Origin of the sequence: Nonomuraea sp. GTA35 (assembly GCF_041950525.1) — a bacterium.
GTDB lineage: Bacteria > Actinomycetota > Actinomycetes > Streptosporangiales > Streptosporangiaceae > Nonomuraea.
Genome location: NZ_JBGNUV010000002.1, coordinates 94,849 through 114,017, shown reverse-complemented (window position 1 = coordinate 114,017; position 19,169 = coordinate 94,849). Strand labels below are relative to the sequence as shown.

The following is a 19,169-nucleotide window of genomic DNA, read 5'->3' as shown; positions in this document are numbered from 1 at the left end:
AGGTGCGGTAGCCCAGGCAGGGCCACTGCTGGGCCACCACTGGGCCACCGCTGGGGCCACTGCTTGGGCCACTGCTTGGGCCACTGCGCCGTCAGCCGAGCTGGACCGCGATGTCGCTGACCTGGCGGCCGGCCGGGAACGTTCCAACCACCGTGGCGGCACCGGTCAGCACGTCCACCGTGAAGAAGCGGTACGCGCCGTCCACCTTGAGCGTGGCGTAGCCGGTGTTCGACACCGTCACGCCCTTCTTGCGCTGACTGTGGACGTCGAACCCCGCGTCCGTCGCGGCGTCCACGCCCAGCTTGCCGGTCGGCGCCAGGTTGCCCGCGTTGGCCGGCGACTGCGCGGAGACCTGGTCGGCCGTCGTGTCCACGTCGAACAGCGTGGTCGCGGTGGCCGCGTCGAGGTCGTTGTTGGTGTAGCCGGCGCCGGTCACGCCGAGCGCGGTCGCCCCGGCGGTCGCGGGCGGCACGGGCGGGTTGGTGAGCGGGCCGTCGGTGGCGGTCTGGCCCGCGGCGGGCGCGCCGTTCGGGTCGTCCAGGTTGTGCCGCAGGTTCTGGCCGGTGTCGCTGATCACGCGCAGCCGGTTGGCGGCCGGGTTGAAGTCGACGCCGAAGGACCGGCCGTCCAGCGCCACGGTGAGCTGGGACACCTTGCTCGCCTTGGCCCTGCTGTCCACCGTGTAGACACCGCCCCTGTCGCCCACCGCGTACAGCTTGCCGTTCTGCACCCGGTAGTCGATGCCGACGACCTTCATGTCGTCCTTGAGCCCGCTGATCCTGCCCACCCGGTTCACGCTCTTCGGGTTGCCGGCGTCGAACGTCACCAGCTCGCCGGCCGTGGTCAGGCCGGCGACGCGCGGCCCGTCGGCGCGGTTGTGAGCCTGCGCGGGCGAGGCCGCCACCACCGCGCCCGCGCCGAGCACCGCTACGGCGAGCGCCAGTTGCTTACGCATCAGATCTCTCCTTCGAAGGGTGTTGCCTGCCTCCCTTCTTCGTGCGAGCGCCGTCCATGGATGTCGCGGGCCCGCCCCACGTACGATCGCGAGGCGGGCCCGCCATCCGTCCTAGGAGGTCGCCTTGTCAGGGCGCTCCGAGATGCGCAGCCCGTTCACGATCGTCGCGCCCTGCCGGGTCGCGAAGCGCACGTTGAGCTGCCCGTCGGTCACCTTCACCGTGTACTGCCTGGTCACCGCCGTGTACGTGCCCGACTCCAGCGCCAGGTCGAGCGCCGGGATCGCGAGCTGCCCCTCGACCAGGACGTCGAACACGCGCTGGCCCATCCGCATGTTCCTGATCTCGGCGAAGTTCAGCTCGACCGTGTACGTCCCGGCCGGCACGTTGTCGAACCGGTACTCCAGCATCGACTCCCTGGCCGTCCTGAACAGCGCCTGGTCCGCCGTGCCGGCGATCGTCCTGGACGTGCTCTGCGTGCGGTTCTGGCTGGTCAGGTAGCCGTAGCCGCCTTGGACGTACCGCTTGTCCGGCGTCCAGGTGTCACCGGCGGCGTCCACGAAGTTCCTCGTGGACGCCGTGTCGATGGCCACCTGGTGCTTGGGCACCACGACCGTCACCTTCACCTCGATCGTGGGCTGCCTGCCGCTGGCCGACTTGATCAGCAGCTTGCCCTCGCGGAACGTGCCCGGCGCGACCCCGGCGCTGGACAGCGCCACCTTCAGGCTCACCGCCTGTCCCTTGGTCAGCTCGCCGGCCGCCGGCGTCACCGTGAACCACGGCTCGCCGGTCACCGTGTACGGCGTCGGCGAGCCAAGGTTCGTCAGCTCCACCGTCCGCGTCCGGCTCGACTCGGCCGGCATCACCACGGTCAGCTCGGCCGTCGACGCGCTCACCCGGCCCGTGACCAGCGCCGTGTCGATCCGCGTCACCGCCGTCGCGGCCACCGTGACCTGCTGGGTGAACGTGCCGTAATGCTCCTTGGACACCACGACCTCGTAGTCGCCGGCCAGCACCTGCCCGTAGAACGTGCCGTCCGCGGCGGTCGTCAACGTGGCCACGTCGCCCACCTTCACCGTCGCCCCGCCGATCGGGTCGCCGTCGTTGGCGTCGGTGACCTTGCCGGTGACCAGGCCGTGCCTGCTGGCCGTGAACGCCAGGCCCTGCCCGGTCGCCAGGACCGGCTCCTCGTGGGAGTACAGCAGCGCGTCGTTGCCGGCCGCGTTCTCGACGCCGATCGTGGCGCTGCCGCCCCGGTCGCGCTCGCTCTCGACGTCCTTGTACCGGAAGCCGATCGAGCCGTCCTCGCCCAGCAGCGCCGAGAACGACACCCGCTGCGCGCCCTCGTTGTAGAAGGTGACGTTGCGCCACTCCACCACGAACGTGCGGTGCGGCGCCGTGCCCGCCACGGCCGTGTGGATCCCGGCCTGGGCGTCCACGATGAGGTCGTCCCAGAAGGGGTAGACGGCGTTGTTGGGCGTGCCCGGGGCCGGCAGGCGGCTGTTGCTGCCGGTCGTGACCCGGTCGGCGGCGAACGTGACGAACCCGTTCGTGCCGATCCACGCCTTGGTGTACCCCGTGCCGTAGAACGGGACCGGGAACGGCAGCGTCACCTGCTGCGCCTCGTCGTCGCCGGTCAGCGCCAGCTTCTCGGTGCCGGCCACGTACTCCTGGGCGCCGCTCCCGCACGTGTAGCCGAAGTTGTCGCCGCGCAGCGGCAGCTCGATGTCCCTGGACACGTCACCGGCCACCGTCACCGGCGCCGTCGCGGCGCTGGAGCAGCGGGAGGCGGGCGTGACCGCCAGCTCGTACGAGCCGTGCGGCAGCGTCATCGAGTACCGTCCCGACGCGTCGGTCACCGCGCTCACCGGCGTGCCGGCGGCCTGGACCGTCGCGTCGCGCTCCGGCGTGCCGGCCGTGGTGACCGTGCCCGACACCACGCCCGTGGGCAGCAGCGTCATCGGCACGTCCGCGGTCGCGGCCTGCTCGGCGGTGATCGTGACGGCGGCGGTGGCGGTGGCGTAGCCGAACTTCGCCGCGCTGAGCTCGTACTCGCCGGCCAGCAGGCGCGGGATGGCGTACCGGCCGTCGGCGCCGGTGACCATGGTGCGGGTCATCGGGCCGGCGACCGTGACCGTCACGCCGGACACCGGCTCGCCGCCCGCCGTCACCGTGCCGGACACGTCGCCCAGCCCCTCGTCGGGCGCGGCCAGCACGGCGGCGTAGGTGTCCAGCCTGCCCTCGCCCCAGATGTTGTTGTCGGCCGCGGTGCCGCCGCAACTGGTGTCGCCGACGTCCACGGCGGTGCCGTCCAGCAGCGGCCGGGTGGCCGCCACGTCGCCCTGCAGCCCCGGCGAGCCCGACCAGATCAGCGCCACCGTGGCCGCCACGTGCGGGGAGGCCATCGACGTGCCGGTGAAGCTGTCGTGTCCGCCGGGGATCGAGGAGCGCACGTTGACGCCGGGGGCGGCGATGTTCGGCTTGATCTCGCCGTTCTCGCCCTCGCCCTTGCTGGAGCGCGCGTAGAGCGCGTTGTTGACGTCGAAGGCGCCGGAGCTGTACGCGCTCTGGTACTGGCCGGGCGAGCCGCTGGTGTCGCAGGCGGGACCCTCGTTGCCGTTGGAGAAGGCGGGGAAGATGCCGGCGGCGAGCCAGGAGTCCACGACCTCCTTGTAGAACGGGTCGAACCCGTCGCCGCCCCAGGAGTTGTTGACGATGTCCGGCGCCAGGTCGGGCCGCGGGTTCCGCCCGTTGAGGTCGGTCGGCCGCACCACCCACTCACCGGCCTTCAGCAGGGAGGAGTCGGTGCAGGTGTTGACCTCGCAGCCCTTGACGGCGACCCACTTGGCGCCGGGCGCCACGCCGATGCCGTTCGCGCCGACCATGGTGCCCATGACGTGCGTGCCGTGGTCGTTGTTGTCGCAGGGTGCCGCCGCCGGGCAGATGCCCGCCGGGTCGTACCAGTTGTAGTCGTGGGTGTAGGTGCCGTCGGGGTTCCTGCCCCGGTAGCTCGCGGCCAGGTCAGGATGGTCGAACTGGACGCCCGAGTCGATGTTGGCGACCACGATGCCCTCGCCGCGGTTGCCCAGCTCGTCCCAGACGCGCGGGGCGCCGACGCGGTCGATGTTCCATTCCACCGCGCCGTCCGAGGTCGCCGCGTCCACGACCTTCACCCTGGCCTGGGCGGGACCCGCGACGGGCTTGGGCAGGGTGAGCGTGCGGACCGGGTCGATCCGCTCGACCTCGGGCAGGTTCGCGATCTCGGCGGCCAGCTTCTCGCCGGCGGTCACCTGGACCGCGTTGACGATCCAGAACGGGGTGTAGTCGGCGTGGTGGGAGTCGAGCAGCTTGCGCAGGCCCTGCTGGGAGGACTCCGCCTGCTCGGACTTGGCCTCGAAGACCAGCTCGGCCTTCGCCTCCTTGGTCAGGGCGCGGCGGGCGCCGCTCAGGTCGGCCTCGCCCTTCATCCGCACCCAGAAGGTGGCCTTGCCGTTCTGGTCCAGGCGGGCCTGGACCGTTGCGTCGATCTTGCCGGGATCCGGCGCCGCCTGTGCCGCGGCCTGCGGGACCAGCAGGCCGGCGACGGTCGCGATCCCGGTGAGGACCGCGCGTAAGCGGGGGGTGTGGGGCACTGTCTCTCCTTCACGACACGGGGAGAGGTGATCTTTACGCCTCTGTCGAGAAGGGTGAAGAGATCTTGTTCGGAAAGCAAGAGGTGTCGTGAAAAGTTACTTTGCGGGCTGAAATGTAATCTGGTCAGCTGAAATATCAGGGTTTGGTGGTTCCTGCCGGACGGTAACCGACCTGCTTCATGATCTCCAGGAAGTGTGCCGCGATCGCCTCGGCGTCCTCCCGGTCGGGCTGGACGCCGATCTCGTGGAGCACCGCGCCGGTCAGCATCCGCTGCACCACGTCCACGTCCACGTCCCGGGGGAGCTGCCCGAGGTCGCGCGCCCGGCAGAGCGTCTCGCGCACCACGGCCGCCCGCCGCCCGCCGTTGACCATCCGGTACGTGCTCACCAGCTCCGGGTAGTCGTCGACGCTGCCGTACAGGCGGCGCAGCAGGCGGCGGTGGCGCGGCACCGCCAGGTAGGCCGCCCAGTCGCCGAACATGTGCTCCAGGTCGGGCCAGCCGGTGAAGCCGGGGTCGTGGTCGTGGTTGGCCCATTCCAGCGCCCGCACCAGCAGCGCGGTCTTGTCGGCGAAGCGGCGGTAGACCGTCGCCCGCGTCACCCCGGCCCGCCTGGCCACCTGCTCGATGCTGGTCAGCGCCGCACCCTGCTCGACCAGCAGGTCGAGCGCGGCCGACAGGATGGCCTGATCGGCCTCCTGGCTGCGCGGACGGCCCGGTGGGCGCGCGGATCGCGTGCCGCCGGTCGTCAGGTCCTGCTGCTCGGTCATGCCCCTCGCGTCACCATCTCGTCGTGCGGTCAGGCAGGAGTCTATTGACCCGCGTCCCAGGTCACGGGCAGGCGGTGCACGCCGTAGATGAGCATGTCGGTACGGAGCGGCACCTCCCCGGGCTCGACGGCCAGCCGCAGCGACGGGAACCGCTCGAACAGCGCCGTGAAGCCCGCCCGCATCTCCACCCGCGCGAGCTGCTGGCCCAGGCACTGGTGCACGCCGTGGCCGAACGCCACGTGCCCGCCGCTCGCCCTGAGCAGCTCCAGGCGGTCGGGGTCGGCGAAGCGGCCGGGGTCGCGGTTGCCCGCCGCGATCGAGATCGTGACCGACTCCCCGGCACTGACCAGCTCGCCGCCCAGCTCCACGTCCTCCAGCGCGGTGCGGACGAGGAAGGGCACGACGCTGAGATAGCGCAGCAGCTCCTCCACCACCTGGTCCGCCCTGCCCGGCTCCGAGCGCAGCACGGCGAGCTGCCCGGGGTGCCGCAGCAGGGCGAAGGTGCCCAGGGCGAGCATGTTGGCCGTGGTGTCCAGGCCCGCGCCGAGCAGCATGAAGCCGATGTTGGCCAGCTCCTCGTCGGTCAGGTCGCTCGTGGTCAGCCCGCTGAGCATGTCGTCGGTGGGTGCGGCCCGCTTGGCGAGCACCAGCTCCTTCATGTGCGCCTGCATCGCGAGGTAGGCCGCGATCTTCTCCTCGTGCGGGACGTCCGCGCGCATGAGGGTGGTGCTCTGCGCCATGAACCGCTCGCGGTCCTGCTCCGGCACGCCGAGCAGCTCGCAGATCACCACGGCGGGGACCGGCGCCGTGAACGCCGCCACCAGGTCGGCGGGGGGACCCTGCCGCTCCATGGCGTCGAGGTGGATGCGGGTGATCTCCTCGATCCGCTCGGCGAGCTGCCGCATCCTGCGCACGGTGAACTCGCCGGTGAGCAGGTGCCGGTAGCGGGTGTGCACGGGCGGGTCGGTCGAGATGAACATCCCGGGCGGCGCCGGCCGGCCGGCCTGCCCGCCGGAGTCCATGGGCAGGTGCCGCAGCTCGGACCGCGCGCTGAAGCGGCGGTCGGCCAGCACCTCGCGGACCAGCGCGTGGCTGGTCACCAGCCAGCCCTGGTGCCCGTCGGGGTAGGCCAGCCGGGTGATCGGCCGGCTCTCGCGCAGCTCGCCCAGCTCGGCGGGCGGATCGAACGGCGTGGGCCGCCCGGTGGGCAGCACGATCGCCTCGGTCGGCGTCATGGGGGGCTCCTTTCGGCCTCGTACGAATACAGTACAGCGCTGTATTGAAACCCTCGCAACCGGGTGGGCGCGTCGCGTTGCGCGATCATGGTCGGCCGGTTAGTCTGGACGGCATGCGAACTCACGCTCAGCTCCAGTGGTGGCGCCGCTCCTAGGCGGCGCGTGTTTCGCATTCCTTCAACGGACGGCCGCCCCGGATAGGCGGCCTTTCTCGTGTCCGCCCCGGGGCTCGATCATTTGATGTGGTAAAGGGGCAGCAAGTGGAGACGAGCGGATATACCACCGCCGGGGGCATCGGTGTCGAGCGCGAGACACGCGAGGTGGACGAGGCCGCCCTCGAAGAGATCGTGACGGCCCTGTCGGAGCGGCGCGGCGGCGCCTTCTCCTCCGGCATGGACTACCCGGGCCGCTACAGCCGATGGGCGTTCGGCTACGTCGATCCGTGCCTGGAACTGGTCGCCAAGGGCCGCAACATCTCGGCCACCGCGCTCAACGAGCGGGGCAGGGTCGTGCTGCCCGCCGTCACCTCCTGCCTGCTGGCCGCGGGCAAGCCGGTCACCGAGCCCACCGCCGACCGCGTCGAGGTGTTCGTGGCGGAGCCGGGCAAGGACCCCGCGGACCTGCTGCCGGAGGAGATGCGCAGCCGCAGGCCCACCGTGTTCACCGCGATCCGCGAGGTCATCGCCGCCTTCGCCGGCGACGACCCGCACCTCGGGCTCTACGGCGCCTTCGGCTACGACCTGGCCTTCCAGTTCGAGCCCATCAGGCAGGAGCTCGTCCGCCCCGACGACCAGCGCGACCTCGTGCTGCACCTGCCCGACCGGCTGGTCGTGATCGACCGGCAGCGGGAGACCAGCTTCGAATACCGCTACGAGTTCACCGTCGACGGCGCCACCACCCGCGGCCTGGAGCGCACCGGCACCTCCGCCCCGCCGGTCACGCCCGCCGAGCTGCCGAAGAACCCGGAGAAGGGCGAGTACGCCAAGGTCGTGGCGGCCGCCAAGGAGAAGTTCAAGCGCGGCGACCTGTTCGAGGTCGTGCCCGGCCAGGTCTTCCACGCCACCTGCACCGACCCGTCCGCCTTCTACCGCGGCCTGCGCCACAGCAACCCCGCCCCGTACGAGTTCATCATCAGCCTCGGCGAGGGCGAGCACCTCGTCGGCGCCTCACCCGAGATGTACGTCCGCGTCACCGGCGACCGTGTCGAGACCTGCCCCATCTCGGGCACGATCGCCCGGGGCAGCAACCCGGTCGAGGACGCCGAGGCCATCCGTACCCTCCTTTCGAGCGTGAAGGAGGAGTCGGAGCTGACCATGTGCACCGACGTCGACCGCAACGACAAGTCGCGCATCTGCGTCCCCGGCACCGTCAAGGTCATCGGCCGCCGCCAGATCGAGCTGTACTCCCGCCTGATCCACACCGTCGACCACATCGAGGGCCGGCTGCGCCCCGAGTTCGACGCGCTCGACGCCTTCCTCACCCACATGTGGGCCGTCACGGTCACCGGCGCGCCCAAGACCTGGGCCATGCAGTTCATCGAGGACCACGAGGCCACCACCCGCCGCTGGTACGGCGGCGCCATCGGCTTCATCGGCTTCGACGGCTCCATGAACACCGGCCTGACCCTGCGTACCGCGCAGATCAAGAACGGCGTCGCCACCGTCAGGGCCGGCGCCACGCTGCTGTTCGACAGCGACCCCGAGGCCGAGGAGCGCGAGACCGAGCTCAAGGCCAGCGCCCTGCTCGGCGCCCTGGCCACGGTCAACCAGCCCGAGGCCGTGAAGGGGCCCGAGCCCAGGGAGCAGCCCGGCCTGGGCATGAAGGTGCTGCTCGTCGACCACGAGGACTCCTTCGTCAACACGCTGGCCGACTACTTCCGCCAGGAGGGCGCCGACGTCGTGACGCTGCGCCACGGCTTCCCGGTCGCCATGCTCGACGAGATCGCGCCCGACCTGGTCGTGCTCTCGCCCGGCCCCGGCTGGCCGACCGACTTCGGCATCTCCGCCCTGCTCGACCAGGTCTACGCCCGCGACCTGCCCGTCTTCGGCGTCTGCCTGGGCCTGCAGGCCATGGTCGAGCACGCCGGCGGCACGCTGGAGCTGCTCGACTACCCCGAGCACGGCAAGCGTGGCCAGGTCGGCAGGCTCGGCGACAGCGCGCTGCTGGAGGGGCTGCCCGAGGAGTTCACCGCGGCCCGCTACCACTCGCTGCACGCCAAGCGGCCCGGCGTGGTCGGATTCACCCCGACCGCGCTGACGCCCGACGGCAACGTCATGGCGATCGAGGACCCCGCACGGCGGCGCTTCGCCGTGCAGTTCCACCCCGAGTCGATCCTGACCCAGGAGGGCGGCGCGGGCGCGAAGATCATCGCGAACGTGCTACGTCTGTCCCGCAGGTAGGCAAAACCCGGGCGGGGGCGTGCGGGGCTCCCCTAGAGTTCCCGCATGCTCCCCGTAGACCTGCCCGGCACGGTGCGTGACGCGCTGCTCGCCCCGCTCGTCGACCATCACTGTCACGGGGTGCGGCGGGACGACCTGAGCAGAGCGCAGTTCGAGCTGCTCAGCGGCGAGGGCGGCAGCCCCGCGCCGCCCGGCACCACCCACTTCGACACGCCGTTCGGCGTGGCCGTGCGCCGCTGGTGCGCGCCGCTGCTCGACCTGGAGCCGCACGCGCCGCCGGCCGTCTACCTGGCCCGCCGCGCCGAGCTGGGGGCGGCCGAGGTGAACCGGCGGCTGCTGGCCGGCGCCGGCGTGGTGGCGTTCCTGGTGGACGCCTCCCACGAGGATCTGGAGGTGCTGACCGCCGCCGAGATGGGCCGGCACGGCGGCGCCGCCGCCGACGAGCTCGTACGCATCGAGCGCATCGAGCGCGACGTGGCCGCCACCGCGGAGCTCGCCGTGGACTACCTGGACAACCTGGGCGAGGAGCTGGCGGCCAGGGCCGCCAGGGCGGTCGGGCTCAAGACCGTCATCGGCGCCCTGTGCGGCCTCGACTTCGACCCCGCCCGCCCCGCCAGGGGGGCGGTGATCGCGGCGGCCAACCGGCGCCTGGCCGACCCCAAGCAGCCGCTGACCGACCACGTGCTGCTGCGGTTCCTGCTCTGGAGCGCGGTGGACGTGGCCAGGGAGCGGGGGCTGCCGGTCCAGTTCCACACCGGGTTCGGCGGGCAGGCGGGCGAGCCGCACCGCGCCGACCCGGCCAGGCTGAGCGCGTTCGCCGGGGCGCTGCAACCGCTCGGCGTGCCGATGATCCTGCTGCACTGCTACCCGTTCCACCGCCAGGCCGCCCATCTGGCGGGGATCTTCCCGCACGTGTACGTGGACGTCGGCCTGGCCCTGCCGCACGGCGCCGCCGCAGCGGCCCGCGTCATGGACGAGCTGCTGGAGCTGGCGCCCTTCCACAAGCAGCTGTTCAGCTCGGGCTGCCGCGGCCTGGCCGAGACCGGCTACCTGGGCGCGCTGACCTACCGGCGGGCGCTGGGCGGGGCGCTGGAGGCGAGGATCGCGGCGGGGGAGTGGAGCACGTCCGACGCGGCGCGCATCGCTCACATGATCGGCTCGGGCAACGCCCGGCGGATCTACCGATTGTGAACTCCGCATGCGAAATCGCCGGATAATCCATCATTCCAATTCGGATTGATCGAATTGTGATTTGTCTCTTTGTCAATTTCCCGGTGATGATCGGGGCGCCAGAAAACCATCGCACACCTGGAGGTGTCGTGTCCTGGCGTCCTGTTACCCTTGTCGCTGCCTTATGCATGGCTTTATCCGTACCGGGGGTGGCCGCGGCCGATGATCCGCCGCCCGAGGTGGAGAGCCGGGCGGGCACGCAGGCGCCCGCGGAGGTGTCCGGCCTGTCCGAGCCCGCCCAGGCGGGCGACCCCGTCGCGGCGGCCAGGGCGCACCTGGCCGACCCGCGCTACCACCTCGACCCCGCCGACCTCGCCCCGCTCCAGACCGTCGTGGACGGCCGGGACGAGACGGTCAGGTTCGCCCAGCGCCACCGCGGCCTGCCCGTCTTCGGCGCGCACTACCTCGTGCGCTTCCGCACCGAAGGCGGCCGGCGCGAGGTGGTCGGCGCGGGCGGCCGTTTCCTCACCGAGCTGAACGTCGACCCCACCCCGGCCGTGACCGCGGAGACCGCCGCCGAGATCGCCCGCAACCTGATGCCGCGCCGGCGCGACGCCCGGGCCCGGATCGCGGCGAAGGCCGGCGAGCTGGTCGTGGTGCCGCGCGGCCAGGGCGTGCTGGCCTGGCACGTCGTGCTCAGCGGGCGCGCCACCGGGCAGACCGCTGGGCAGCCCGCTGGACAGCCCGCCGGGCGGCCGCTGCTGCTCGACGCGTACGTGGACGCCCACTCCGGCCGCCCCCTGTTCACCGTGGACCGGCTGCGCAGGGAAGGCCCCGTGGAGGGCAGCGGCCGGACCGCGCACGGCCGCGACGTCGTGCTCGAGGCCTACCAGCGCGCCGACAGCGCCTACGAGCTGCGCGACCGCTCCCGCCCGATGTGGAACGGCACCACCGGCGAGATCCTCACTTACGACGCCCAGGGCCGCGACGTCTTCGACTTCTTCGAACCCGGCATCCCGCCCGGCACGGAACTGGCCCGCTCGGCGACCCCCGTCTTCGGCCCCGAGCACACCGGGAGCGGCGCCGTGGACGCCCACTGGGGCGCCGGCCAGGTGTACGAGTACTACCGCGGGCTCGGCCGTGACGGCCTCGACGGCCGGGGCGGCACCATGTACTCCGTCGTCAACGTCACCGTGCAGGGCGAGCCGTTCGCCAACGCCTTCTGGGACGGCACCAAGATGGTCTACGGCGGGGGCGGCCCCGACTTCCACTCCTTCGCCGCAAGCCTCGACGTCGTCGGCCACGAGATGACCCACGGCGTCATCGAGCACAGCGCGAACCTGGTCTACCTCGGCCAGTCCGGCGCCATCAACGAGGGCCTGGCCGACTACTTCGGCAACGCCATCCAGGTGGACGCGCTCGGCATCCCGATGACCGACCCCGACGCGAGCCTGCTGGGCGAGGGCCTGTGCAAGACCCTGCCGCCCGCCGAGTGCGCGGGCCGCGACCTCGACGACGCCCGGGTGGCCGCCGAGGACTACCTCGGCCTGACCGTCGCCTTCGACAACGGCGGCGTGCACTACAACTCCACCATCTTCTCCGGCGCCCTGTGGGACGTCAGGGAGCAGCTCGGCGGCCGGAAGGCCGACAAGCTCGCCTACAAGGCGCTGACCGAGTACATGACGCCGCTCGACGACTTCACGGACGGCCGCCGCGCCGTCGAGTCGGCCGCCCGCGACCTCGGCTGGTCCGCCCGCGACCGGCTGACGGTCGCGCGGGCGTTCGAGCGGCACGGCATCAGGCCGGGCTGGGAGCGGGCCATCCGCACCGACAGCCGCGTGCTCATCGACGGCATCACCGACTTCAACGCCATCCCCGACGTGGCCGGAGACCGCTACGTGATCTCCAACTCCTCGCCCGACGGCGCGGCCCCGTCCCGGATCCTCACCGGGCGCGTGCGCGGCGGGAAGCCCGTGACGCTGTCGGAGGACGACCGGTGGAACTACTACCCGGCCACCGACGGCGAGCAGGCCGTCTGGGCGTCGTACGACACCGCGATGACCACCTTCCGGATCCACGCCCGCCCGCTGGACGCGAGCAGCCCGCCGCGCCTGGTCCACCAGGCGCCCGACCTGGTCACCGAGCTGGACGTGGACGGCGAGGCCATCGCCTGGGAAGGCCTCGACCCGGCGAGCGGCGAGGTGGAGATCTGGATCAAGCGGGGCGACGCCGCGCCGGTCAAGGTCACCGCGGCGGCCGGCGTCAGCGGGTACATGCCGTCCGTCAAGGGCGGCAGGCTGGCCTACCTCCGCGTCTGGGAGGAAGGCGGCGCCTTCCACAGCACGCCCGCGATCTACGACCTGGCGACCGGCACCGAGACCGTCGTCCCCGAGGTGCCCGGCACCGGAGGCCTGCCCTCGGACAGCGTCCTGCCGGTCATGCTCAGCCGGCACGTCGTCTGGACGGTCGACACCAACGCCGACGGCCGCTACGCCGTCATGCGCGCCGCCGCCGACGGCACCGGCACGACCGCCCTCGTACCCGACGGTCCGGCCGCTCCGTCTCCCGTCTGGTTCCACGCCGGTGACACGAGAGTCGCCATCGGCGCGTGGCCCGACGGCGACACGCTGGAGAACGCCACCCTGGCCAAGATCTTCCAGATGCCGCTCACCGGCGGGTCGCTGCAGCGCCACTCCTGCAACAGAGGTCTGCAGGACTACTTCTCCGTGGGGGACAGCGGCACGATCGTCTGGCTCGACGGCACGGACGGGAACACCGACCTGGTGGCCCGCGACAGGCCCGCCGTCCGCTGCTGACGCGAGGCACGCCAGGCCGCTGACCTGGTGAGGCGCCCGCCGGACCATGGAGAGGGGGCGGCGGGCGCCGACTCGCGCGCGGGGCCGTGACCTGGTTTGCTTGGGCCGTCACACTGCCGATCCGAGCGGGGGCTCCCCATGCGCACAGTCGAACCCGAGGTCTTCATCGTCGCCCGTCCGTCCCTGGACTACGACGAGCTGGCCCGCTACCTGCGCGAGGTCGGTGGCGAGAGCTGGCTGGAGCGGCTCGACCGCGGCGACCTCGACGCCCAGAACCTCGCCGAGTTCGCCGGCCGGCTCTGCTACCGCTCCTTCGAGCCCGGCCTCAACCCCAACGTGGTCAGGATCAGGGAGAACCAGGACGACTACCTGCGCAACATCCTGGCCAGCGCGCACGGGTCGGTCCTCGAGCACGTCAGCTTCAGCTTCGTGCTGCACAACGTCAGCCGGGTCCTGACGCACGAGCTGGTCCGGCACCGTCCGGGCGTGGCCATCTCGCAGGAGTCGCTGCGCTTCGTCCGGCTCGACGAGCTGCCGTTCTGGTTCCCCGAGTGGGCGCAGGCCGACGAGGAGCTGATGAAGCGGGCCACGGCCGTGCTGGAGCAGCTCGAGCAGTTCCAGCTCTGGATGGCCGGGCACTTCGGGCTCGACGAGGAGGGCGTGCCGTTCTCCGAGAAGAAGCACCGCACCTCGTTCATGCGCAGGTTCGCCCCCGAGGGCCTGGCGACCGGGCTGGTGTGGACCGCGAACGTGCGCACGCTGCGGCACACGATCGAGGCCCGCACCGCCGCCGGCGCGGAGGAGGAGATCCGCCTGCTGTTCCAGCGCATCGGCGAGCTGATGCGCGAGGAGGCCCCCGCCCTCTTCAGCGACTACGTCGTCGAGGACGGGGCCTGGATCCCCGGCTGGCGCAAGGTCTGAGCGCCCGCCCGAGCGCCGCGACCCCGCGCTCGGGCGAGCAGTCAGGCCAGCGCGGGGAGCACGTACACCTCGGCGCCCGGGGGCAGGGCACAGTCGAGCCCGCCGAGCCCGTGGGCGTTCTCCCCGCACACGATCATGCTGATGTGCCTGCGGATGCGCCCGTACTCGTCGCGCAGCCGCTCCTCCAGCATCGGATGCGTACGCCGCAGCATGTCCAGTGCCGAGCCCAGGGTGGGCGGCGAGTCGCGGTCGGCGCCGACGGCGAAGACCTTGACCTCCGTGCGCCCGCTCACCCACCTCCGCAGCGAGCTGGGCAGCACGAACACCACCATCGTCACCGGTGTCGACACCATGCGCTAGAGCACCGCCGCACGCACGGTCAGCACGTCGGGCAGGTGGGCGGCGACCAGTGACCAGGTCTCGCCGTCGTCGCGCGAGCCGTAGACCTCGCCGTCGCGGGTGCCGAAGAACACCCCCGCCTCCGAGGCGGTCATCGCGTCACGCAGCACGGTCGCGTGCACCGGCCCCTCGGGCAGCCCCTTCGAGAACGCCTGCCAGGTCCTGCCCGCGTCGTCGCTGCGGTGCGGCTGGTAGCGGTGGCCGACCGGCGTGCGGTCGATGTCGGCCGTCAGCGGGAGCACGTAGATCGTGTCGGGCCGCGACGGGTGCACCACGATCGGGAACCCGAAGTCCGACGGCAGCGACGAGCCGATGTCGTGCCAGCTCCCGCCGAAGTCGTCACTGCGGTAGACGCCGAAATGGTGCTGCAGGTAGAGCCGCTCCGGCCGGGACGGGTGCATGCACACCTTGTGCACGCACTGCCCGAACTCCGGGTACTGCTGCCCCTCCGGCATGAACGGGGCCCGGATGTTCTTGTTGGCCGCCTCCCACGACAGCCCGCCGTCGGTGCTGCGATAGAAGCCGGCGGCCGACACCGCGACCGCCACCAGCTCGGGATCGGTGGGGTGGTTGACGATCGTGTGCAGGCACAGGCCGCCGCCGCCCGGCTGCCACTGCTCGCGGTGCGGGTGCTCCCAGAGCCCCTCGACGAGCTGGTAGGTGGCCCCGCGATCCTCGGAACGGAACAGCGCGGCCGGCTCGACCCCCGCCCACACCACGCCGGGCTCCGACGGCGACGGCGCGAGCTGCCAGACCCTGGTCAGCGTCGCCCCGGTCTTCTCGGGGAACGCGATCGGCGGCCGCTCGGCCTCCTGCCACGTCGCGCCGAGGTCGTCGGAGTACATGACGGACGGGCCGAAGTGGCCGTACTCGATGCCGGCCAGCAGCCGGGGTGTGGCGCCGCGCGTGTCGATCGCGACCGAGGGGATCGCGACCGTGGAGAACTGGATCGGCTCGATCTGGAAGGGGCCGCCGCCGATCGAGCGGGCGAGGAACAGGCCCTTGCGGGTGCCGATCGCGACCACTGCGTCACTCATAGCATCGCTCCCATGTTGGCTTGCGGCCATCGTGCCACGCGGGACCGACAGTTACCGAGGACTGGGAGATTCCCCGCGCAAGCAGGGCGTGGGCCTCGCGCATTACCTGGCGGGTAATCGAGGCCCTTCCCTCCTCCCGCTACCGTGTCCGGCATGGGAGCTGTTGCCGTACATGAGGATTCCTTTGGTGAGTTGCTGCGGTCGTGGCGCCAGCGCAGGCGGGTGAGCCAGCTCGACCTGGCCATCGAGGCCGAGGTGTCGGCGCGGCACATCAGTTTTCTGGAGACGGGCCGCGCCCGACCGAGCCGCGAGATGGTGATGAAGCTGGCCGAGGAGCTGGAGGTGCCGCTGCGGCACCGCAACAGGTTGCTGGTGGCGGCCGGGTTCGCGCCCGTCTACCCCGAGCGGGAGGTACGCGCCCCCGAGATGGAGGTGGTCCGGCAGGCGCTGGACAAGATCCTGGCCGGGCACGAGCCGTACCCGGCGGTCGTGGTGGACGCGACGTGGAACCTGGTGGCGGCGAACGCGGCGGCGGCGATGTTCATGGAGGGGGTGCCCGCCGAGCTGCTGCGGGAGCCGATCAACGTGATGCGGCTGTCGCTGCACCCGCAGGCGATGGGCGGGCGGCTGCTGAACCTGGCCGAGGTGCGGGCCCACCTGCTGCACCAGCTCCGCAGGCAGGCCGAGATGTCCGGGAACGGGCAGCTCGCCGAGCTGCACGACGAGCTGGCCTCCTACACCTATCCGGGGGTGGACCTCAACGTGGCGCACGTGCCCGGGCCCGCCGACATCCTGGTGCCGCTGCGGATCGCGGCCGGGGACCGGGTGCTGTCGATGTTCACCACGATCGCGACGTTCGGCACGCCGGTGGACGTGACGGTCTCCGAGCTGGCCATCGAGACGTTCTGGCCGAGCGACGAGGAGACCGCCGCCGCGTTCCGCAAAACCGGTTAGACCGGAGCCCGGTGGCGGGCCGCCAGGGGTGGCGCACGCCGGGAGGCCGGGACGCGCTCCGCCGGGGGGAGGGCCGTCAGCGGGCGGTCACGGACGCGCCCGCAGGGGGCTCGCCGCTGGCGACGGCCGCCTCGATGGCGATGGTGGGCGGCTCCCCGCCCGTGATCGGTAAGCCGCCCGTGACCGTGTGCGTCCGTACGTTGAACGCCCCGCCCGCCGGCGCCCCCGCCACCGCGAACGCCGGGAAGGCGCCGCCTCCCGGCACCACCGAGGTGGAGATGTAGTCGCCCACCGTGCGGCCCTGCGTGCTGTTCGCCAGCCAGTCCAGCGCCATGCCCGCGTGCAGCTCCAGCGGCGGCGACCAGCTCGCGCCGCCGTTCGTGGAGGAGGTGTAGGCGACCGTGAGGCGGCAGGTGGCGGGCGCGCAGGCGGCGTCGGGGTAGCGGTAGTAGGCCAGCGCGAGCCGCGCCCCCTTGCCCGAGTCGCCGCCGGAGCTCTCGCGGTCCACGCCGAGGCCGGGGATGAAGTGGTCGCCGCCGTCCTCGGTGACCCGGAGCGCCTCGCCCCACCGGGTGCCGTTGGCCGACGTGCTCAGCACGATGTCGTTGCCCGCGCACCGCACCTGGAAGCGGCAGTCCTGCCAGACGACGTACACGGTGCCGGCCGCGTCCACCTCGGCCGACGGCAGCGGCGCGGCCCGCAGCCCGCCCGCGACCGTGTGCCGCTGCACCCGCGAGACCAGCACGCTCTCGCCCCAGCTCGCGCCGCCGTCACGGGAGCGGAAGGAGCGGATCTCGCCGCCCTCGCTCAGGTACGGCACCACCACGGCGCCGTCCGGCCGCACCACCGGCTGCCCGCCCAGGCCGTTGGCGGAGGTGCCGGTCACGGCCCAGGTCAGGCCGCCGTCCGCCGAGCGGGCGACCTTGATCGCGTTGCCCGCGGCGTGGTCGTCGAACACCGCGTAGCAGGTGCCGCGGAACGCGCTGTCCGCGCCGTTGTCGCAGACGGCCCAGCTCTTGTCCAGGTCGCCGCCGGTGGCGGTGGTGACCGGCGTGCTCCAGGTCAGGCCGCCGTCGGTGGAGCGGCTGGTCAGCACCGCCGCCCCGGTGAGCCCGCCCGCGTCGGTGAGCGCGAGCGAGGTGATCAGCCAGGCGCCGTGCTCGGCGTCGAAGGCCACCGACGGGTCGCTGACCCGCCCGTACGGGCCGCCGCCGAACGCCGTGATCGCGGGCAGCGTGCCCTTCGTCCAGGTGCCGCCGTTGTCGGTGGACGTCGCGAACGCGATGCCGGACGCCCCTCCGTCGTGGAAGCGGCCCGCCTGCTGGGCGGTCACGATCGTCGAGTCCCACTGGTAGGTGTCGGGCCCGGCCGAGGTGCCGTACTGGGCGGTGCTGTTGGCGTACGCGTCCGACGCCAGCTCGGTCAGCGGCACGGCCTCCGAGGCCGTGCCCGCCGCCGCGGTGGGGGGCGGGGATAACAGCAGGGTCGCGGTGACGACGGTGACGAGTCCGCCGATTACTCGGCGCCGGGCGGGCGATGGCACGTTTCACCTCACATGGCGTGTCAACATCCACTTGGCACCGTCCAGCGCCCGCTGTCAACCTCCCGATCCGCAACCCGCCCCTTCTCGCGGCGGGCAGGTCAGTGTTCGCCGTGGATGATGTCCCGGTGGATCCGCGCCAGCGGCACGCCGTCGATCTGCAGGTTGCGCACGGTCTCGTTGACCATGGAGGACGGGCCGCACACGTACACGTCGTGCTCGGCCCACGAGTGGAAGCGCCGCGTCACCTCGGGCAGGCTGCCGCGCATGCCGTCGTAGGAGGGCTGGTCCGACACCACCGGCAGCACCCTCAGCCAGGGGAAGGACGCCTCCATCCTGATCAGGTCCGGCAGGTCGTACAGCTCGGCGGCCGTGCGGGCGCCGTACAGCAGGTGGATGTTGGGGCGGCGGCCGGAGGCGATGACGGACTCGATGATCGCCTTCAGCGGCGCCAGGCCGGTGCCGCCGGCCACGCACAGCATGTCGCGCACGCTGTGCTCGCGCGGCGCCATCGTGCCCATCGGCGGGCCCAGCATGAGCGTGTCGCCGACCCGGGTGTGGCCGGCCAGCGTGGTCGAGACCCAGCCGCCGGGCACCGAGCGCACGTGCAGCCTGATCGTGTTGTCCGGGCGCGGCGCGTTCGCGATGGAGAACGTCCGCCACACGCGCGGCCAGCGCGCCGTCTGCACGTTGACGTACTGGCCAGGCGTGAACGGCAGGCGCTGCGTGGGCCGCAGCGTGAGCACCGCGATGTCCCGGTGACGCATCTCGTGGTCGATGACCTCCGCCAGCCACCAGGCGGGGGAGACCCCCGAGTCCGACTCGGCCGACTCGATCATGAGGTTGGCGGCCGCCGTGTACGCCGACACCCACGCCGCCTCGATCTCGTGGTTCCAGACGTCGGCCGCGAACCGGCGGATCGTGGCCAGCAGGGCGTTGCCCACGGCCGTGTAGTGCTCCGCGATCACGCCGTACTTGCGGTGGTCCCTGCCGAGCTGCCCGAGGAAGGCCGCCAGGCTGTCCGGGCTGTCCAGGCTCCACACGATCCGGGTCAGCGCTCCGAACAACCGGTCCCGCTGGACGTCCATGGCGGGCGGGAACATGCCTCGTAACTGTGGATTCTCGGCGAACAAGCGGCCGTAGAAGTAGGCCGTCGCCTTGTCGGCCATGGGTTCGACGACGGAGAAACTCTCCTTGACCAGACGCGGATTCAACGACATCTATCCAGCCCCACCTTTGACCGGAAACGCATTCCGGTCTCGACCTGCACCTCCCTGACAGTCCGGGTCGCGAGCGCGGGGCCCTCCCCGGCCATTCCCGTGCGCTCAAAATTGAGTCTTACAC

The 19,169-nt window shown here is 72.0% G+C and carries 13 protein-coding genes; 5 read left to right on the top strand and 8 right to left on the bottom strand.

Features of this window, described 5'->3' with window-relative positions; all coding sequences use genetic code 11:
- Nucleotides 1-91: 91 nt before the first annotated feature.
- The 4 genes from ACBJ32_RS07295 to ACBJ32_RS07280 all read right to left on the bottom strand — a co-directional run bounded on the left by ACBJ32_RS07295 (nt 92) and on the right by ACBJ32_RS07280 (nt 6,589).
- Entirely contained in the window at nt 92-955 is an 864-nt protein-coding gene (locus ACBJ32_RS07295; protein WP_375126053.1) for a DUF4394 domain-containing protein, read from the bottom strand.
- 111 nt (nt 956-1,066) lie between these two features.
- Nucleotides 1,067-4,585 carry a S8 family serine peptidase gene (locus ACBJ32_RS07290; RefSeq protein ID WP_375126052.1) on the bottom strand — a complete coding sequence of 1,173 codons (3,519 nt, stop codon included), beginning with the start codon at nt 4,583-4,585 and terminating at the stop codon, nt 1,067-1,069.
- A 136-nt stretch (nt 4,586-4,721) separates the two neighbouring features.
- On the bottom strand, nt 4,722-5,354 hold the full coding sequence (locus tag ACBJ32_RS07285) for a TetR/AcrR family transcriptional regulator (protein WP_375126051.1): 633 nt from the start codon (nt 5,352-5,354) through the stop codon (nt 4,722-4,724).
- 41 nt (nt 5,355-5,395) lie between these two features.
- On the bottom strand, nt 5,396-6,589 hold the full coding sequence (locus ACBJ32_RS07280) for a cytochrome P450 (RefSeq protein ID WP_357884224.1): 1,194 nt from the start codon (nt 6,587-6,589) through the stop codon (nt 5,396-5,398).
- 260 nt (nt 6,590-6,849) lie between these two features.
- Between ACBJ32_RS07280 and ACBJ32_RS07275 the strand changes: the two genes are divergently transcribed.
- The 4 genes from ACBJ32_RS07275 (at nt 6,850) to thyX (ending at nt 13,895) form a co-directional block, all read left to right on the top strand.
- Complete coding sequence (locus tag ACBJ32_RS07275; RefSeq protein WP_375126050.1) at nt 6,850-8,988, top strand: anthranilate synthase component I; 2,139 nt, start codon at nt 6,850-6,852, stop codon at nt 8,986-8,988.
- A 45-nt stretch (nt 8,989-9,033) separates the two neighbouring features.
- Nucleotides 9,034-10,179, top strand: coding sequence for an amidohydrolase family protein (locus ACBJ32_RS07270; RefSeq protein WP_357884228.1), 1,146 nt, complete (start codon nt 9,034-9,036; stop codon nt 10,177-10,179).
- Nucleotides 10,180-10,367: 188 nt separating this feature from the next.
- On the top strand, nt 10,368-12,974 hold the full coding sequence (locus ACBJ32_RS07265) for a M4 family metallopeptidase (RefSeq protein ID WP_375126049.1): 2,607 nt from the start codon (nt 10,368-10,370) through the stop codon (nt 12,972-12,974).
- 138 nt (nt 12,975-13,112) lie between these two features.
- Nucleotides 13,113-13,895: an FAD-dependent thymidylate synthase gene (thyX, locus tag ACBJ32_RS07260; protein WP_357884232.1), complete on the top strand. Its 783-nt coding sequence runs from the start codon at nt 13,113-13,115 to the stop codon at nt 13,893-13,895.
- Nucleotides 13,896-13,936: 41 nt separating this feature from the next.
- On the opposite strand, the gene ACBJ32_RS07255 is transcribed toward thyX, so the two are convergent.
- Nucleotides 13,937-14,248 carry a hypothetical protein gene (locus ACBJ32_RS07255; protein ID WP_375126048.1) on the bottom strand — a complete coding sequence of 104 codons (312 nt, stop codon included), beginning with the start codon at nt 14,246-14,248 and terminating at the stop codon, nt 13,937-13,939.
- Between the two features lie 3 nt (nt 14,249-14,251).
- On the bottom strand, nt 14,252-15,331 hold the full coding sequence (locus ACBJ32_RS07250; RefSeq protein WP_375126047.1) for a WD40/YVTN/BNR-like repeat-containing protein: 1,080 nt from the start codon (nt 15,329-15,331) through the stop codon (nt 14,252-14,254).
- A 192-nt stretch (nt 15,332-15,523) separates the two neighbouring features.
- Here ACBJ32_RS07250 and ACBJ32_RS07245 point away from each other — a divergent pair, with 192 nt between their 5' ends.
- Nucleotides 15,524-16,285 carry a helix-turn-helix domain-containing protein gene (locus tag ACBJ32_RS07245; RefSeq protein ID WP_375126046.1) on the top strand — a complete coding sequence of 254 codons (762 nt, stop codon included), beginning with the start codon at nt 15,524-15,526 and terminating at the stop codon, nt 16,283-16,285.
- 76 nt (nt 16,286-16,361) lie between these two features.
- Here the strand turns inward: ACBJ32_RS07245 and ACBJ32_RS07240 are convergent, their stop codons facing one another.
- Entirely contained in the window at nt 16,362-17,828 is a 1,467-nt protein-coding gene (locus ACBJ32_RS07240) for a sialidase family protein (RefSeq protein WP_375126045.1), read from the bottom strand.
- A gap of 98 nt (nt 17,829-17,926) precedes the next feature.
- A complete protein-coding gene (locus ACBJ32_RS07235; RefSeq protein WP_375126044.1) occupies nt 17,927-19,045 on the bottom strand; it encodes a globin domain-containing protein in 1,119 nt (372 codons plus the stop codon).
- Nucleotides 19,046-19,169 lie beyond the last annotated feature (124 nt).

What these genes read in the sequence shown, in the direction of transcription:
- ACBJ32_RS07295 (WP_375126053.1), bottom strand. Translation starts at nt 955, where the DNA reads ATGCGTAAGCAACTGGCGCTCGCCGTAGCGGTGCTCGGCGCGGGCGCG.
- ACBJ32_RS07285 (WP_375126051.1), bottom strand. Translation starts at nt 5,354, where the DNA reads ATGACCGAGCAGCAGGACCTGACGACCGGCGGCACGCGATCCGCGCGC.
- ACBJ32_RS07280 (WP_357884224.1), bottom strand. Translation starts at nt 6,589, where the DNA reads ATGACGCCGACCGAGGCGATCGTGCTGCCCACCGGGCGGCCCACGCCG.
- ACBJ32_RS07270 (WP_357884228.1), top strand. Translation starts at nt 9,034, where the DNA reads ATGCTCCCCGTAGACCTGCCCGGCACGGTGCGTGACGCGCTGCTCGCC.
- thyX (WP_357884232.1), top strand. Translation starts at nt 13,113, where the DNA reads ATGCGCACAGTCGAACCCGAGGTCTTCATCGTCGCCCGTCCGTCCCTG.
- ACBJ32_RS07255 (WP_375126048.1), bottom strand. Translation starts at nt 14,248, where the DNA reads ATGGTGTCGACACCGGTGACGATGGTGGTGTTCGTGCTGCCCAGCTCG.
- ACBJ32_RS07250 (WP_375126047.1), bottom strand. Translation starts at nt 15,331, where the DNA reads ATGAGTGACGCAGTGGTCGCGATCGGCACCCGCAAGGGCCTGTTCCTC.
- ACBJ32_RS07235 (WP_375126044.1), bottom strand. Translation starts at nt 19,045, where the DNA reads ATGTCGTTGAATCCGCGTCTGGTCAAGGAGAGTTTCTCCGTCGTCGAA.